Raw genomic sequence first — 16,299 nt, 5'->3', positions numbered from 1 at the left:
GGCCTTGTGGCGATGCGCGACAATTATCGCTTCTGCCCCCCTCAGCGGGCAGCGATGACAGGCAACCGTTAATGGGTCACTGATGGCTGGTGGTTGATACCCGGCAGGCGGTAGCGCGTGAGGTGGCAGTTGGCAAACTGCCGCAGCAATCGCTGTCGGCAGCAGAAAGCGTGTCTTCCGATCAACCTCGGATATTGTGTTCAAATGGCACTTTTTATATATATTTTGTGAAATACGCACAAATGAGCTATACTTGAACTAACGTCTCATCCCATCGGAGGCTTAGCCATGACCGCATTGCAACAACCCAAACCCGCGCCCGAAGCCGTTCTGGCCAAAGCGGTGCTGCGCGCTGCCGAACAACTCGGCCTGAAGCAGGCAGAGTTGGCCGCGGTGCTGGGCATGCACCGCACCGCAATCAGCCGCCTCAAAACCACCGCATCGCTGGACCCTGACAGCAAACAGGGCGAACTGGCCTTGCTGCTGTTGCGTCTTGCCCGCGCCCTTTTCGCCCTCACGGGCGGCGACCAGGAATGGATCCGCCACTTCATGCGCACGCCAAACAAAATCACCGGCGGCATCCCTGCAGCCCAGATTGAAACCATCCAGGGAATGACCACGGTGTTGCAGTTCGTCGATGCCATCCGCGGCAAAGTGTAATGATCTGGCAAGCCTGCAACGGTCCCGACCATATTCGGCCTATTGACGGCAAGCTGTACCGGCTTGTGGAAAGCCAGGAGCAGATTGCCACGCTGGGCTATGTAGACACGCTGGACGAACAGGCTCTGCTGGAACAGATGCTGGACCAGGCCAAGCCCGTTTCGCAACCAGACTGCGAGCCCCTGCATTATCTGCTCAAAACACCGTTCCGCTACCCGCCGCTCAAATGGGGTTCGCGCTTCGGCCGGGTGCACGAACGCAGCCTGTTCTACGGGGGCAAGAATATCGGTGCCGTGCTTGCCGAAAGCGCATTCTATCGTTTCGTGTTCTGGCACTCAATGGATGGCATGCCGGTCAAGGACAGGATCCGCAGCGAACATACGCTTTTTTCGGTACGCTACGGCACAGAAAAAGGGATACAGCTTCAGGAACAACCGTTTGATCAGTATCAGGCCGAGCTGACTGATCCGGTCAATTACCAGGCTGCCCAGCAGATGGGCAGCGCCATGCGCCAGGCCAACATTGAAGCCTTCGAATACTGCTCGGCCCGCGATCCTGAACACGGCCTGTGTGTTGCCCTCTTTTCCCCAGTGGCATTCAAACAAAAAAAACCACAAGAGACCAGCCAGTGGTTTGGTGCGGTCAGCGCAGATCAGGTATCGTTCACGCAACTGCGCTCGGGCAAAGTCATGACCTATGGCATCAGCTTTTTTCTGGTCAATGGTGTCCTGCCCCTGCCGGCCTGATATCCCCTTTGATCTCTCCTTGTTACCAGATTGCCTGCCTCAAACCGGTAAGCCCATATATGATGAGTCCATAACCGGCGAGCCATGTCCAGTCCATCGTCCACGCGCAAGCCAAAAAACCGGACTCATTTTGGCTCAGTTAACTTACACAAAGCTGAATTTATGTTAGCCTTTTAAATCCCGTAACAAATCCACAGCCCTTCATTAACCGCTCAGTAGAATGAAACGATATATTCCAAAAAAAGTTGTCTATTTTTTCAATAGCGCACCCGCCTCCGGCATCATCCTGATGGTTACTGCCGTGTTGGGAATCTGGCTCGCCAACTCCGTCATGGCCGATGCCTATTTCTCGACTCTGTCGAGCTACATTGCAGGCCTATCGGTTCTGCACTGGATCAATGACGGGCTGATGGCCGTGTTTTTTCTTTATGTGGGCCTGGAAGTCAAACGGGAATTGCTGACCGGAGAGCTGTCCAGCAACCAGAAGCGGTTGCTTCCCTGCATTGCCGCTATTGCGGGTGTGGTTGCTCCGGCCCTGATATACCTTGCCTTCAACTATCATGATCCGCAACAAATCCGCGGGTGGGCTGTACCGGCAGCAACCGATATCGCCTTTGCACTTGGCGTGCTGGCGCTGCTTGGTTCCCGTGTACCCACCTCGCTGAAGATCTTTCTGACGGCGCTGGCAATTATTGATGACCTGATCGCCATTGTCGTGATCGCCCTGTTTTACACGGCGCAAATACAAAGCCTGTACCTTGCACTCGCTGCAGGCACCCTTATCACGCTGATACTGCTGAACCGCAACAACGTCGTACGCACCCTGCCTTACGCCATCCTGGGCGTGTTCATGTGGTGGTTCGTGCTCAAGTCCGGCATTCACGCTACGCTGGCCGGTGTCGCGCTGGCGCTGACGCTGCCCATGTCAGGCAAAAATCAGGATATGAACTCCAGCCCGCTGCTTAAATGGGAACATGGCCTGTCGCCGTGGGTTGCATTTTTGATCGTGCCGATTTTCGGCTTTGCCAACGCCGGGGTCTCGTTTGGGGGACTTTCCTGGAGCCAGTTGGGACACCCGGTCGTGCTGGGCATCGCCGCGGGCCTGTTTCTTGGCAAGCAACTGGGTATTTTCGGACTGGTCTGGCTAACGGTCAAATTCGGTTTGGCAAAAAAACCGGAAGGGGCCAACTGGCCGCAGATCTACGGCGTGGCCATGCTGTGCGGCATCGGCTTTACCATGAGCCTGTTCATCGGCGCCCTGGCGTTTACTGACCCGGCGGTGCAGGATCTGGCCAAGATCGGCGTATTTGCCGGTTCAGTACTTGCGGCCGTCCTCGGGTATTTGATTCTGTTTTTCAGCGCGAAAGAAAAGCCATAGCAGGTCACAACGCCCTATCTCCCGCACCTGCCGCAGAGCCTTAGCGCCGCCAATGGTAATGAAACAGTTCAGGGCAGGAGTGAGCGCGTCGGCGCGCTCCAGGCTTGTTCTGACCAGCGCCGCCGGCGAGATATTTTGGGCGTGAATCAGCGCCATCAGCTCGGTCTCAAAAAGGGCACGAAGGCTTGTCATTACTATGACGATCAATAATCGTCAACAGCGACTATTGTGTGGCCTGCCGGCGGCGCCGGCGATCCGGGCGTGCTGGCGGCCCGAACCTGATGCCGCCTTGTTCAGTCGGCCACCGGCCCGCCAACCGGTCGCCGACGCATACTCGATGAATCATTTGCATCCAGCCCCGTTTCCGAGACCAGATACGCCAATTGCGTTTAACATGTAGGGTTTGCAGGCAATCGGCCCATTCTTCGGGCACATTCGCCCTTGCTCCCTTCTTCAAATTCAGAAAATAGCCCTAGATGTCTACTCATTCCATTCCGCAGGAAGTCGCCCGCCGTCGGACTTTTGCGATTATTTCTCACCCCGACGCCGGTAAAACAACGCTGACCGAAAAACTGCTCCTGTTCGCGGGTGCGATTCAGATTGCCGGCAGCGTCAAAGCGCGCAAGGCCAGTCGGCATGCCTCTTCAGACTGGATGGAGATCGAGAAGCAGCGTGGAATCTCGGTCGCTTCTTCTGTCATGCAGATGGAATATCGAGACTGCGTGATCAATCTGCTGGACACACCGGGCCACCAGGACTTCTCCGAAGATACGTATCGGGTATTGACCGCTGTGGATGCCGCGCTCATGGTGATTGACGCCGCCAACGGTGTCGAACCGCAGACTATTCGCCTGTTGCAGGTGTGCCGCGCACGCAACACGCCTATTATTACGTTCATCAACAAGATGGACCGTGAAGTCCAGGAACCGCTGGATCTGCTGGCCGAAATCGAATCGCATCTGGCCATGGACGCCGTGCCGTTTTCCTGGCCCGTGGGCATGGGCAAGTCATTTGGTGGCGTGTTCGACATACGACGCAATCGCATGCGTGTTTTCCGCGCCGGCCAGCAACGCCGCAACAATGACGAAGACATCATCGACGGCCTGGATAACCCTGAGATCAGCCGCCGTTTCGGCAGCGCGTTCGACAAGGCCAAGGAAGAGATCGATCTGCTGCAGGACGCCGCGCCAGCCTTCGAACACGAAGCTTTTCTGGCGGGCAAGCAGACGCCGGTGTTTTTCGGCTCGGCCATCAACAACTTCGGCGTGCAGGAAGTACTGGATACACTGGTCGAATGGGCGCCCAAACCGGGTGCGCGGCAGGCTCTGCAGCGCGTCGTGCAACCGGATGAAACCAAATTTTCAGGGGTTGTATTCAAAGTTCAGGCTAATATGGACCCTGCGCATCGGGACCGGGTCGCGTTTGTCCGTGTCAGTTCCGGTCGCTTTGAGCGTGGCATGCGCCTGAAAGTGAGTCGTACCGGCAAGGAAATCCGCCCCAATAACGTGGTGTCTTTCCTGTCCCAGCGACGCGACCTGCTTGATGAAGCCTATGCCGGCGACGTGATTGGTATCCCCAACCATGGCGTGCTGCAGCTGGGCGATGTCCTGACAGAAGGCGAAACCTTGCAGTTTACCGGTTTGCCGTTCTTTGCCCCGGAACTGTTCCAGGGCGTGGAAGTCAAGGATCCCCTGCGCACCAAGCAGTTGCGCACCGGCCTGACCCAACTAGGCGAGGAAGGGGCGATTCAGGTGTTCCGTCCACAGGCCGCAGGCGGCGCTTTGCTGCTGGGCGCGGTCGGGCAACTGCAATTCGAAGTTGTGGCGCATCGCCTCAAGACGGAATACGGCGCCGACGCCCGCATGATCCCCTCGCGCTATACCATGGCGCGCTGGGTCACCAGCGAGAACCCGAAAGCGCTCAAGAAGTTCATCGACAGCAATGCAGCACATATTGCCTACGATGTGGTGGATGCACTGGCGTTCCTGATTTCTTCACCCGCGCAGTTGCGGGTGGCGCAGGAGCTGAATCCGGAGATTAATTTTCACGCCATGCGTGAACATGGCGGCAAAGTATTTGGGGAAAACGGCTAAAATTGGCCGAATTACAACCGAGGTATGCAGATGTCCTGGCGTTTATTATTTTTGTCCCTTCTCATTGTGGCTGGCGTAGCCACATGGGGCGGCCTGCAGGCGGGAGACTGGCTGATTGAACACGCACCTGTCTCTGCCAATGTACCTAACGTCATGGAGTCCGACCCTAATCCCATGGTGGATGCACAAGGCCGTCCGATTCAACTGCAACCCCAGCAGCCGTTGATGAGCGGTGCCCAGGGTGTTCCCAAGCGGCCAGATCCGGTTCAATGGCACGTGGATGTAGAGCAAGGTGAGCAGGCCATTGAACAGGCCGTCACCACGACCAATAGTGAAGTAACCATTGGTGAAGCGACCGATACGATTGACGGCGGCAATGCCAGCGACATTGACCAGGGCATGGTCCCTATCCGGCGCTCGTCACGGGCCAGCCGCGCGGCACCAGCAGGCAACTGGGAACCGGCGTTTCATCAGGCAATGAGTGAATGTCGCGCCATGGGCTTTTTTGATCGTCCGGCCTGCCTGTCGCGGGTACGCAATCAGTATTGCGGCGCGAACAACGCATGGGGCAATGTGTCCGACTGCCCGTCACGATGATCGCCTCCCGACCCTGACCACAAAGACAACGCTTTTTTGTGGATCACACAACACCTTCAACAGCCTGATAAAACAACGGCATTTGAAGGTGGTTTTTTTTGCTGTGTATAGTCAGCCTGGCGTGACTTTCCAACCTGCTGCACATCAGACTGCTTTTATTGCATTTGAAATAAATGGCGCAATTATTCGAGATCCGGCATCCAGTTGGCCGAGCAGGAGCGGCCCAGGAAGCAGACCTGGGAATGGACAGACATACATAACGTACGGAAATTGTTGATCTGCTTTACTGCACGCTTAGCGAGGCGCGCCCGATATTGCAAGCGACCTTATCTGTGTCAGACGCTACGGGGTTCAATGAAATCACAACAGGGTTAAACGAAACCGCTAAGTATTAAAAATCAAAAGCAAGTTACAGATAGTGCCCGGATGCGTTATGCGACACACTCGCAATACTCCCAATCGCCATCAAAAGGTATGAACGCTATGTCGACCACAGATACATCTGCAATGTTGATGCTTGAACGCATGTTTTTGGCGGAAATGACTTACATGAAGTCCGGGCACAAAGACACCGCAATCCTGGCTACCGCGTTCCATCCCGATGTTGTCGTGCATGAACCGTCGTCCCTTCCCTATTGCGGCGACTGGAACGGGCTGCACGGTATTGCCACATTATTGTGCCAGATGGACAGGTGCTTTAGTGATATGCGCGTACAGGACTTGCAATGCGCCGGTACCGAGGCGCATTTATATGTCTCATGCAATCTGTTCCTGACTGCCAGGGCCACCGGAATCACAATCCAACAACCCTTCGTAGAAATACTGAGATTTGAAAACGGGCTGTTGCTTGAAGGCAGGCCCTATTACTTTGACACGACCGAAATAGGCCGAGCGTTGGGACACGAATCTTCCTCTGCATTCAGCCGCTAAGCATTACGCTGCTGCGAACCGGGCAGCAAGGGTTATCCATACTCAGCGCACACAGATGGTCAGGCATCAGGCATGCTAAGTGCTTTGTGATAAGGGCTTTATGACAAGTGCTATGCAACGCCGACAGCAGGCCATACAGATCTATGGCCTGATCGTATATGCGCAGCGTCGGGCCTTAGCCAGGATGTGTTCAACACGCTCAACCCGCGCTTGCAGCACCTGCTCAAATACCATGAGTTCGGCCCGGCAAAACCCCTGGCATGCTGTTGCCGCCGCACAAATCGGACAGTGGTTCTCTATCAGCAGAAACGTGCCGTCTTCAAGCTCCTCAAACTCGGCCATATAACCTTCGCGCGTGCGCAACTGTGCCAGTCTGGCGACACGATCTTTCAATTCGGGTAACCCGCTTAGCTCACGCTGGTACAACTGGCGGCTTGTCTGCTCACGCATATCGATGAGACGGTCAATTGCCTGTTCTCCGAATGCCTGGCGCACCGTATCCAGTAACTGTACCGTCAACTCCGAATGGGTATCGGGAAAATGCTTGTTTCCCGCCTGGGTGAGCTGCCAGAACTGGCTTGGCCGGCCAACGCCGCGCACCTGCGAGAAGGTTTCAACCATGCCTGTAGAAGCGAGTTTGGCCAGTTGCTGGCGCGCAGCTTCAGCCGTCATGCCCAGAACCTCACCGGCGTCGGCTGCCTGCTGCGGCCCTCTTGTCTTGAGCAAATGCAACAACCGTTGCCCGGTGGTCGATGGCGCTTTTCCTGAATTTTCCAAGTGATTGCTTGACAAAATATTGATGCCTTTCTAATATACAAAGAGTTTACTTTTTTTATTACTGTAGCGCATCGTGTCATCGCTGGCAATGGCTGCGTCCGTTTATCTGGAGTTTGTATGGCAGAACAAGAAGCAAGCTGGGGCAATCTGCTCTCCGGCCCGAATATGGCTCACTCCCTGGCGCTGTCTGGCGGTGTGGCACTTCACGCCATCAACGTCTTTGTGGCCACCACGGTGCTGCCTTCGGTCGTCAGGGAAATCGGTGGTCTTGAACTGTATGCCTGGAATACAACGCTGTTTGTGGTCGCCTCGATTCTTGGCTCGGCGCTCACACCCACGCTGCTATCACATTCGGGTTCACGCGGCGCATACGCGATAGCCACGATATTATTCATCGCAGGCAGTCTGACCTGCGCACTGGCCCCAAGCATGCCGGTCATGTTGATCGGCCGCACGTTGCAAGGACTGGGAGGCGGTTTTCTGTTTGCCCTGAGCTACGCCATGATCTATGCCGTTTTCGAGGAATACCTCTGGCCCAAAGCAATGGCATTGATTTCCGCCATGTGGGGCGTGGCAACATTGCTGGGTCCAGCCATTGGCGGCATGTTTGCCCAAATGGATGCCTGGCGGGCCGCATTCGGCATACTGATTCCCGTGACTCTGCTCTATATCATGCTGGTATGGTGGGTGCTTCCCACACGCAGCCGTGCAACAACGCCAACAACCAGCAAGATACCGATCGCGCAGTTGCTGCTACTGATTGCTGCGGTCCTGGCAGTCAGTGTCGGCAGCGCGTCTTCCGACCCGCTATGGAATATCGCCGGTGTACTGCTGGCGATCGTGCTCATGCTGCTATTGGTTTACAAAGAATCCATCAGCCAGGTGCGCCTGCTTCCCAGAAACGCGCTACGGCGCAATTCACCGTTGCTGGCTCTGTACCTTACCATCGGCCTGCTGGTTATCGGCATGACCAGCGAAACTTTCGTGCCGTATTTTTTGCAGACACTGCATGCACAAACACCGCTGATGTCCGGCTATCTGGCCGCGCTGATGGCAGCGGGCTGGACTATATCGGAAATATGGAGTTCGAACTACAAACATAGCGGTATACGTCGCGCTATAGTGAGTGGCCCGGTGTTGGTACTGGCCGGCATGGTGGTATTGGCCTTGAGCACGCCAATCCACGCCCAGGGCGGCTGGCTCGTGCTTGCCTTTATCTGCCTGGGATTGACGCTGATCGGCTTCGGTATCGGCCTGGGCTGGCCGCATTTGCTGACGCGAGTACTGCAGCTTGCGCCCGATGATGACCAGGATACCGCAGCCACTTCTATTACCACGGTGCAATTGCTCGCCACGGCGCTAGGGTCAGCACTGGCAGGAATGCTTGCCAACCTGGGCGGGATCAATCATCCGGGCGGTATCGAAGGCACTTCCAGTGCCGCATTCTGGGTATTCGCCATACTGGCCATTGCGCCACTCATCGCAATTGGCAGTGCCGTGCGCGTGGCCATCGTGCTCGGGCAGCAAAAGCAGGTGCCACTATCAGCAAAGACAGCATCATGGGGAAACGATCCTGCCCTTTACGGGCAAGGTGCCAGAAATGATGATCAACCGACTGCACGGTAACGCGGTGTGTTGTTGAACATGATCATATCTGCCCTATTGAATCTGACACACAATGAACAAGGGGCCTGTTCGGCCCCTTGTTCTGCAATCAGTCATTGTCTCCCATCTGGCTTTGCAGATAGTTCTCCAGACCAATTTTACCAATCAGTTCAATATTGGTTTCAAGCCAGTCGATCTGTTCTTCAACGTCTTCCAGGTTTTCCTGGAACAGGTCGCGCGTGACATAGTCACGCACGCTTTCACAGTGTGCAATCGCTTCGGTCAATGTCCGGTGATTGTCAATCTCGATCTTCAGATCGCATTTGAGAATTTCCGGTACGTTTTCGCCGATGTGCAGCTTGTGCAGGTCTTGCAGATTGGGCAGGCCTTCGAGCAGGAAGATGCGTTCGATGATGGCATCGGCATTCTTCATTTTTTCGATGGAAATATGATATTCGCTTTTGTTGTAGCGATTCAACCCCCAGTTCTTGACCATGCGGGCATGTAGAAAATACTGGTTGATTGAAGTCAACTCGTTGGTCAGTTGCTTATTCAGAAATTTGAGAACGTCCTTGTCGCCTTTCATGATAGTTTCCTTTGCTGTGAGAGGCACCGTCAGTAGCGGCTGATTGGCTGCGAAGGCAGCCCGGTGGTGCAGTTAAGAGAAATTATAAGGGAAGACGCAAGCTTTGCTCCGGTTTACCACAAAAGCCCTGCAGGTGGTAAATGAGAATGGAAATGAAAGTGTTTTTGTTCAGCAACCAGGCTTCATTTCCTGCCATCCTTTCTGCCCGCATTTCCCTTTTTAAGGCGGCGGGCAAAGGCGAGCTTGCGAACATAGACAAACGTGGGAACGCCGTTGTGCTATTGCGGCATCCACCGCGTTTTGACTATACGAACTTGATTGCACAATTATCTATTCTTCGTGCGATAGGGGCGAATTTTCTACTTTAATCACGCAACTGGCTTTATTGTTTCCTCAGCGAAACTCAGGTTGTGCGCCCGGCGCCGGCGTTGCACCAAACCCACCTCGGTCAATAACAGCTTGTCGGCCTCCGTGCTCATCCAGCAGCTTTATCTGATCATCCTTTGCGATGGCATCCTGTTGTTCCGGATCGACAATGGTGCGCAATACGGTTTTCAGTTGCTCAACAACTGCGCTATAGCTTTCTCCTGAGGCAAGATCGTTTAATTCTTCAGGATCGTTGTCCATATCAAATAGCTGTGGCTCCCTGCCTACATAGTAAATTAGTTTCCATTTTCCTTGTCTCACCATATATGCCGCAGATTCTGCTCCTGCCGCATGATATTCAGAAAAGACGACCCGTTGAGGATCATCTGGCTGGGCGGCAATCTTTAGGAGTGATTTACCAGGTAGAGACTCAGGAACTGGGACTCCCATCCACTCCAATAGTGTTGGCGCAACGTCCACGAGTGAAACGTGAGTGCCTACAACACGACTTGTGGTATGTCCTGGTGCACGCATGAGCAGAGGAATTCGAGAAGCCTCTTCATACATGGTGGATTTACCCCACAAACCTCGGGTTCCCATATTGTCGCCATGATCTGATGTGTAAATGACGAGCGCTTCATCAGCCAGTCCACATTCGTCGATTGTCTCGCAAATTTGCCGGAAATGATCATCCATAAAGCTGCAGAGTGCCCCATAGCTGAGCAGTGCGTGCCGCCGTTTCTGGTCATCGAAATAGTTATCGTGCGTAAAGCACTTGCGAAAGCTATCAATCCAGGGGTGGTCGTTGCGATCTTGTTCCTTGGATAGCTTTGGCAGGGGAATATCTTCCAATCGGTACTGGGAAGCAAATTGTTCGGGAGCAATCAGCGGAAAGTGCGGGGCAACGAATGAAGAAAAGAGCACCCATCGATCCTTCTCGGCATGACCTTTGATCCATTCTATTGATGCTTTGGCGATATCTCTGTCATATCGGGTATAGCTGCTTTCTCCAATTCCCACTTCATCGGCCATGGCGCGCGATTTGTGACGCACGGGGAGAGGGTCTCGCACCGAACCCAATAAATCGCCAACGCCATTTACCACATGCATTGGCAATATCTGTCGTGTAAAGCCTGTATCTTCCTGCTCACTGCGATAATGGAGTTTTCCTATTGAGGTTACGTCTATGCCTGCGTCACGTAGTTTATGTGTCCAGCCCTTTGGCGTTCCATAATATGGAAGCGCGTTGTCCCAGTTTCGGCTTTCATGCGCATAGAGACCCGTGGTGAATGCGGCTCGAGCTGGGATACAGATGGGGGAGTTGGTGTAGGCTGAGGCAAATCTTGTGTTTGCGCCCCCAAATGAGTCCATATATGGTGTTTTGATCCAAGGGTGCCCGGCAGAGGACAGAGCAACGCCAGAATGTTCATCTGACATCACAACGATTGCTATACGTCGCCCAGATTGTTTTGTTGTTATTGAATTCATCTTTATGCCTCCCTCAGGCCTTGACTGTTCACGATTTTCTGCCAGTGAGCCAAATCATCCGAAACGTATTTGGAAAAAGCTTCTTGGGTCATCGGCATTATCTCGATTCCTTCGCCGGCTAGCCTTTTTTTGACTTCTGGCTCAGCCAGCACGCGATCCACTGCCGACCACAGTGTGTGAGTGATGTCTGGGGGCATATCTTTGGGGCCCATGATGCCAAGCCATTGAACGGTTTCCAGTTCTGGAATGCCGATCTCTTTTAATGTTCTGACATCTGGCAATAGGGGTGCGCGCTGCGCTCCGCTTACGGCAAGTGCACGCATCCTGCCAGATTTGATGTATGGAGTCGCTCCTGCCAGCCCTGGCATACAGAATTGTATTTGACCAGCCACCATGTCATTGAAGCCCGGTCCCAGGCCCCGGTAGGGGACATGCAGCACATCGATATCGGTACTCAGTTTTAAACCTTCGAACACCAGATGGGTAATACTCCCCACGCCTCCGGATGCATAACTGAATTTTCCAGGGTTCTTTTTGGTTAATTCCAGAAATTCCTCAAAAGTCTCTGGCCCCGACGTATTGGTGACTAACACATTGGGGGCGCCTCCCATCATAGCAATATGCGTAAAATCGTTGATTGGGTCGTAAGGAACTTTGCGATAGGCCGGCAGCGTACCGTGGGTGCTGACATAACCAAGGATCAGGTTGTAGCCATCTGGGGATGCACGGGCCGTTGCCTGGGTCGCAATTTGACCGCTTGCGCCTCCCTGATTTTCGACTACCCAGGTGGTTTTCATTGTCCGGGATAGGTAATCTGCCATTATCCTGGCAACGCTATCAGTGCCGGCGCCAGGGCTCACCGGGACGACAAATTTTATCGCTCTGTCTGGATAGCCTTTGGCAATGACGATTTTGGGTATGGCACAGAAAGCCGCCCCCCCTAGGGCTGTTTTAAGTAAGTGACGCCGATTCATTAACATTTCCGAATGTCTCCCTTTTCGTTCTAGGTATGATGTTTTGCGTAAGAATCGATGTCAGTCTAAAGAAGTATTACCAAGGGGTGGTAGTACAATCGGCGCAGCCCCCTTCTCAAAAAAGTTGCACACCCAAAGGAGTCTTGGACTTGGCGCTCAATCTCGATCACCTGCATGCTTTCTTGGTCGTCACAGAAGAGGGCAGCATCAATCGTGCCGCTATAAGATTGCTGCGTGCGCAAACAGCAGTGGGACGGCAAATTAAGCTACTTGAAGAGGCGATGGGAGTGGCACTGTTTGAGCGTACAGCCGGCGGCGTCATACTCACGGAAGCGGGTACCGAACTCATTGAATTCGCGCGCCGAATTTTCCAGAACGTTGCAGAAGCCGAAGCGGCTATGGCCCGGGTAGGGGCGGATCCCTCAGGTGAGTTGGTGATTGCTGTCCCGAACGCATTGGTTGAACAATTGGGGCCTGTGCTCTTTACCGCAATCACGGACCAGTATCCATTGATCAGGCTCACGATGCTCGAAGGTGATAGTCACGCAATTCATCAGTGGATCACCAACGGTATGGCTCAGATAGGCTTATTGCCGGAAGGTCAAAACGACACAAGTTTGCACACGATTGAATGTGGTCGCCAGGTACTTTGTTTGTGCGGCGCAACAGAGGCGATGTCGAATTTTCCCAAAAAGATTGAACTCAAGCGGGCGTTGTCGATGCCATTGGCTTTGACCATGCGTCCAAACCGGATGCGCCAAATGATTGATCATGCAGCGACCAGTATTGGCTCCGAGGTTAGTCCGGTTCTAAGCACAAATTCGACCCATTTGATCAATATGCTCATGCGTCAGAATAAGGTTTATTCGATACGGCCCTACCTGGGTGGCGCCCCCGCCGTAGTAAATGGAATCACTTATATCCGGCTTTGCTCTCCGGAAGTCAGCCGTAGCATCAATATAGTATGGAGCACTGCCTACCCTGTGACTCGAACGACTGAGGCAGCACGCACTCTTCTTTGTGAGCTGATGGCGGGGTTGAGTTAAACCCAAGGAATCCACCCCCGAGATTGAATGTGCAACTTTTGCGCTGTAGCTATAATATCCTCGTTCAGTTCTATGGGATGGCCAAATTGTCTGCCAACCGCGGCGCACAAATCAGGATCGATCCGGGTGATATTGCGAAAGTGATAACGCAGTTGAATGTTGGGAACGTGGCACTGCAAGCGTGAGGTTGAAAATGCGCTGAGGCAGAGAAACCAGGCGCCGGTCCGCAAATGGTGATTTAGGACTAATTATTTGCCGCTTATCATTGGCGAATTATTATTTGCGGCTTATGATTTTGAGCATTATTGGTAGCAATGATTTTTGAAGGCGTGAACCTTGTGGCATGGTGACTTGTGCTTTGCAACGCCAGCCGATCAGGCGGCCGAACGCCAGAGCACCACAGATTCTGTTGCCAGCGCGTCACATTTGTCTTTGCCGCAATGGTCATTGGCGCCATCATGAGCAACAGGCGCACCGGTACAGGCTGCGCGCTCCAGATAGCTACAGGCCATTTGTGCGCAGCACCCGCAATTGGTGGCGACGCCCAGTTCTCGTTGCAGGTCACTCAGCGTGCTGGCGCCCTGGGAAATAGCGCTGACAACGGCGTCTTCGGTGACGGCATTACAAATGCAAATATACATGAGAGTTATTATCATCCAAGGCAAAAAAAGTTGCAAGCGCCTTGCCGGGTTTGATGAAAATGTCCAACAATTCCGTTCTTTCAGGGTGTTACCGCAATTTTTTGAGATTTATGGGGCATGGCACGTACGGCGCTGCCACCGCCAGTGCACGGGTCTATGGGTGCGTGCAACCAGGGCGCCAAGGCGGTGCGCCGGCAGGGCACGCAGAGGTTGCCAGCCAAACCTGATCACCGTCTTCTACGGCCGCAGCAGGAGGCCGCGTCTCCTTGCGTGTCCCTATTCCTGATTAAGACTGGCCCGCGCCTTGCGCAGCGATGCCGATGGAATGCCCAGGACTTCGCGGTATTTGGCCACCGTGCGGCGCGCGATGGTAATGCCCTCCTGAGCCAGCAGGTCGGTCAGGCGACTGTCCGATAGCGGCTTGCCCTCTGGCTCGGCCTGAATGTAATTGCGAATGCGGATCTGCACCGCTGTTGCCGATGCATTTTCGCCACTGTCTGTCGCCACGCCGGAGCCAAAAAACCGTTTCAGCTCAAATACCCCATGCGGCGTCGCGATAAACTTCTGCGTCGTGGCCCGGGAGATGGTTGATTCATGCATCCCCACTGCATCGGCCACATCGCGCAGGGTCAAAGGCTGCAGGCGCGCCATGCCGTACTCCAGAAAGTCGCGCTGCTTGTCCATAATGGCACGCGAGACGTCCAGAATCGTCGTAAAGCGCTGACTGACCTGGCGCATAAAACCCTTGGCCGCGGCCAGTTGCTCGCTCATTGCCGAGCCAGCCTCTTTGCCCAGACGACGAATCATGCTTTCGTATCCTTCGCTGATACGTAGCGATGGCATGACCGCCTGATTGATGGTCAGGACCCACTCCCCTTTTATCTTGCGCACCAGAACATCGGGCACGGCATAATCGGCCGTGGGCGTGCTAAATTGCTTGCCAGGCCGCGGATCCAGTTGCCGGATCAGGGCATGAGCCTGTCGAATCCGGTCAATATCGGCGCCGGTAACGGAACGCAGTTGCGCCATATCGGCACGTCCAAGCGCCTCCAGCCCGTGCTCGCAAATAAGGCGGGCGCAAGCCAGTACCTCGGGCTCTGGCGGGTTGGCCAGAGAAGAAACATCCAATTGCAGCAGCAGGCATTCAGAAAGCGTACGCGCGCCCACCCCGGGCGGATCACACGACTGCAGCAGGCGCAAGGCAACCGCCAGGTCGTCTTCGCTGACATCGGCCTCTTCCGAAAACAACGTTGCTATTTCCTGCAGGCTGGACATCAGATACCCGTTATCGTCCAGTTCCTCGATCAGGTAGTCGGCCAGACTGACATCCCGCTCCGATGCGTGGGTAAGCCGCAACTGCTCCCGCAGATGCTCGGAAAGCGACAGCCCTACCGCTGTTTCGGGTTGAAAATACTCGTCATCTCGCGATTTCTGACCCGGCTGCGAGGTCCAGTCCTGTTGTAAAAGCTCGGCATCATTTTCGCTTGTATTTGTACTATCTTCGGATATTTGGTTATTATCGACAAGTTCAAGCATGGGGTTGTCCTGCAACACCTGTGCCAGTTCTGTCTGGAGATCCAGCGCAGAACACTGCAACAAGCGCAAGGATTGTTGCAGTTGCGGGGTCAGCACCAACTGCTGGCCAGTTCGAAGTTCTAACGCATGACGCATATCGATTTGGAATACCTATGAAATACAGTAATGCCGCGGTTCAGCAAAATGATGCCAGATTGGTAAGCAAAACGCTGCTTAAACTGGCTACCCCAAGGATTATAATGCGTGCCGTCGTGATTATTGTCACAATCGTGATTTGGCTGTGGGTTGCCGCAAGTATCCTTGAGTTCGGTGCCGCCCAAGACTACGTTTTTCTGAACAAGTTTAACGTACAACTGGTCTCTTTTTTACAGAGTATCAATACCTACCTGTGGTGGGCAGTAGTGCTGCTAGGCACCCTGATCGTCTACTTCTTCCTGAGTGCCTGGTATAGCGGAAGCGTTGAGCGCGCTGCATACAAGACCGTGCCCGCAGATACGGCAGCCCAATTGATTGGCAGCCTCTCTCCGGAAGGCCGGGACGTGCTCGGCTGGGTCTGGCGTGACCGCAGCGAACCCATCAATATCGGTAACCTGAAAACCACCAAGGATGAACTGGATAACAACCGGGTGAGCAAACTGGCTCAGATCCGGGAACAGGAAAGGCTGCTGGGCCCGGGCCCGATGGTGGCGGCAGACAATCGCATTGCCGCCACACTAGCACAAACAGAGGAGCAGGAGGAGCCTGGCCAGGTGCCGACCCTGCGGCCAGAACCCGAAGCGGCCAAACCCGTCGCTACCGATACCCGCCCAACAGCGCCGGCTGCCGGCGCGGCGACTGCGGGCACGCTGGGTTCAGCGTCCAATGCCACAACGGTTG

Annotated in this window: 16 protein-coding genes; 10 read left to right on the top strand and 6 right to left on the bottom strand. The window is 54.4% G+C overall.

Annotated elements, in window-relative coordinates; translation table 11 throughout:
- Positions 1 to 288 precede the first annotated feature (288 nt).
- From INT32_RS16880 to INT32_RS16855, 6 genes are all read left to right on the top strand, one after another.
- Entirely contained in the window at positions 289 to 660 is a 372-nt protein-coding gene (locus INT32_RS16880; protein WP_193089884.1) for an XRE family transcriptional regulator, read from the top strand.
- Entirely contained in the window at positions 660 to 1,406 is a 747-nt protein-coding gene (locus INT32_RS16875; RefSeq protein WP_193089883.1) for an RES family NAD+ phosphorylase, read from the top strand. The genes INT32_RS16880 and INT32_RS16875 overlap by 1 nt, the downstream gene beginning before the upstream one ends.
- 220 nt (positions 1,407 to 1,626) lie before the next feature.
- Positions 1,627 to 2,784: a Na+/H+ antiporter NhaA gene (nhaA, locus tag INT32_RS16870; protein ID WP_193089882.1), complete on the top strand. Its 1,158-nt coding sequence runs from the start codon at positions 1,627 to 1,629 to the stop codon at positions 2,782 to 2,784.
- A gap of 476 nt (positions 2,785 to 3,260) precedes the next feature.
- Positions 3,261 to 4,877: a peptide chain release factor 3 gene (locus INT32_RS16865; protein WP_193089881.1), complete on the top strand. Its 1,617-nt coding sequence runs from the start codon at positions 3,261 to 3,263 to the stop codon at positions 4,875 to 4,877.
- A gap of 30 nt (positions 4,878 to 4,907) precedes the next feature.
- Complete coding sequence (locus INT32_RS16860) at positions 4,908 to 5,474, top strand: hypothetical protein (protein WP_193089880.1); 567 nt, start codon at positions 4,908 to 4,910, stop codon at positions 5,472 to 5,474.
- A 483-nt stretch (positions 5,475 to 5,957) separates the two neighbouring features.
- Positions 5,958 to 6,404 carry a nuclear transport factor 2 family protein gene (locus INT32_RS16855; RefSeq protein WP_226817211.1) on the top strand — a complete coding sequence of 149 codons (447 nt, stop codon included), beginning with the start codon at positions 5,958 to 5,960 and terminating at the stop codon, positions 6,402 to 6,404.
- A gap of 141 nt (positions 6,405 to 6,545) precedes the next feature.
- On the opposite strand, the gene INT32_RS16850 is transcribed toward INT32_RS16855, so the two are convergent.
- Positions 6,546 to 7,181: a metalloregulator ArsR/SmtB family transcription factor gene (locus INT32_RS16850; RefSeq protein ID WP_226817209.1), complete on the bottom strand. Its 636-nt coding sequence runs from the start codon at positions 7,179 to 7,181 to the stop codon at positions 6,546 to 6,548.
- A gap of 117 nt (positions 7,182 to 7,298) precedes the next feature.
- Between INT32_RS16850 and INT32_RS16845 the strand changes: the two genes are divergently transcribed.
- Entirely contained in the window at positions 7,299 to 8,807 is a 1,509-nt protein-coding gene (locus INT32_RS16845) for an MFS transporter (protein WP_226817207.1), read from the top strand.
- 88 nt (positions 8,808 to 8,895) lie between these two features.
- Here INT32_RS16845 and bfr read toward each other — a convergent pair whose 3' ends face one another.
- Entirely contained in the window at positions 8,896 to 9,372 is a 477-nt protein-coding gene (gene bfr, locus INT32_RS16840; RefSeq protein ID WP_128393768.1) for a bacterioferritin, read from the bottom strand.
- A 146-nt stretch (positions 9,373 to 9,518) separates the two neighbouring features.
- Between bfr and INT32_RS16835 the strand changes: the two genes are divergently transcribed.
- Positions 9,519 to 9,740, top strand: coding sequence for a hypothetical protein (locus INT32_RS16835; protein ID WP_193089878.1), 222 nt, complete (start codon positions 9,519 to 9,521; stop codon positions 9,738 to 9,740).
- Between the two features lie 25 nt (positions 9,741 to 9,765).
- Here the strand turns inward: INT32_RS16835 and INT32_RS16830 are convergent, their stop codons facing one another.
- Together INT32_RS16830 and INT32_RS16825 are read right to left on the bottom strand one after the other, a co-directional pair.
- Complete coding sequence (locus INT32_RS16830; RefSeq protein ID WP_226817205.1) at positions 9,766 to 11,226, bottom strand: sulfatase-like hydrolase/transferase; 1,461 nt, start codon at positions 11,224 to 11,226, stop codon at positions 9,766 to 9,768.
- A 2-nt stretch (positions 11,227 to 11,228) separates the two neighbouring features.
- Positions 11,229 to 12,200, bottom strand: coding sequence for a tripartite tricarboxylate transporter substrate binding protein (locus tag INT32_RS16825; RefSeq protein WP_193089877.1), 972 nt, complete (start codon positions 12,198 to 12,200; stop codon positions 11,229 to 11,231).
- 149 nt (positions 12,201 to 12,349) lie between these two features.
- Between INT32_RS16825 and INT32_RS16820 the strand changes: the two genes are divergently transcribed.
- The gene (locus INT32_RS16820) at positions 12,350 to 13,246 is read left to right on the top strand and encodes a LysR family transcriptional regulator (RefSeq protein WP_193089876.1); all 897 of its coding nucleotides are present in this window, start codon (positions 12,350 to 12,352) and stop codon (positions 13,244 to 13,246) included.
- A 374-nt stretch (positions 13,247 to 13,620) separates the two neighbouring features.
- Here the strand turns inward: INT32_RS16820 and INT32_RS16815 are convergent, their stop codons facing one another.
- Positions 13,621 to 13,887, bottom strand: a complete 267-nt coding sequence (locus INT32_RS16815) for a bacterioferritin-associated ferredoxin (protein ID WP_014749194.1) — start codon at positions 13,885 to 13,887, stop codon at positions 13,621 to 13,623.
- Between the two features lie 276 nt (positions 13,888 to 14,163).
- On the bottom strand, positions 14,164 to 15,558 hold the full coding sequence (gene rpoN / locus INT32_RS16810) for an RNA polymerase factor sigma-54 (RefSeq protein WP_193089875.1): 1,395 nt from the start codon (positions 15,556 to 15,558) through the stop codon (positions 14,164 to 14,166).
- 17 nt (positions 15,559 to 15,575) lie between these two features.
- Here rpoN and INT32_RS16805 point away from each other — a divergent pair.
- On the top strand, positions 15,576 to 16,299 hold a 724-nt coding region (locus tag INT32_RS16805; RefSeq protein ID WP_193089874.1), incomplete at its 3' end, for a hypothetical protein.

The sequence above is a fragment of the Advenella sp. FME57 genome, assembly GCF_014897675.1.
Taxonomy (GTDB): Bacteria; Pseudomonadota; Gammaproteobacteria; order Burkholderiales; family Burkholderiaceae_B; genus Advenella.
This window is presented reverse-complemented; position numbering and strand designations above follow the sequence as displayed.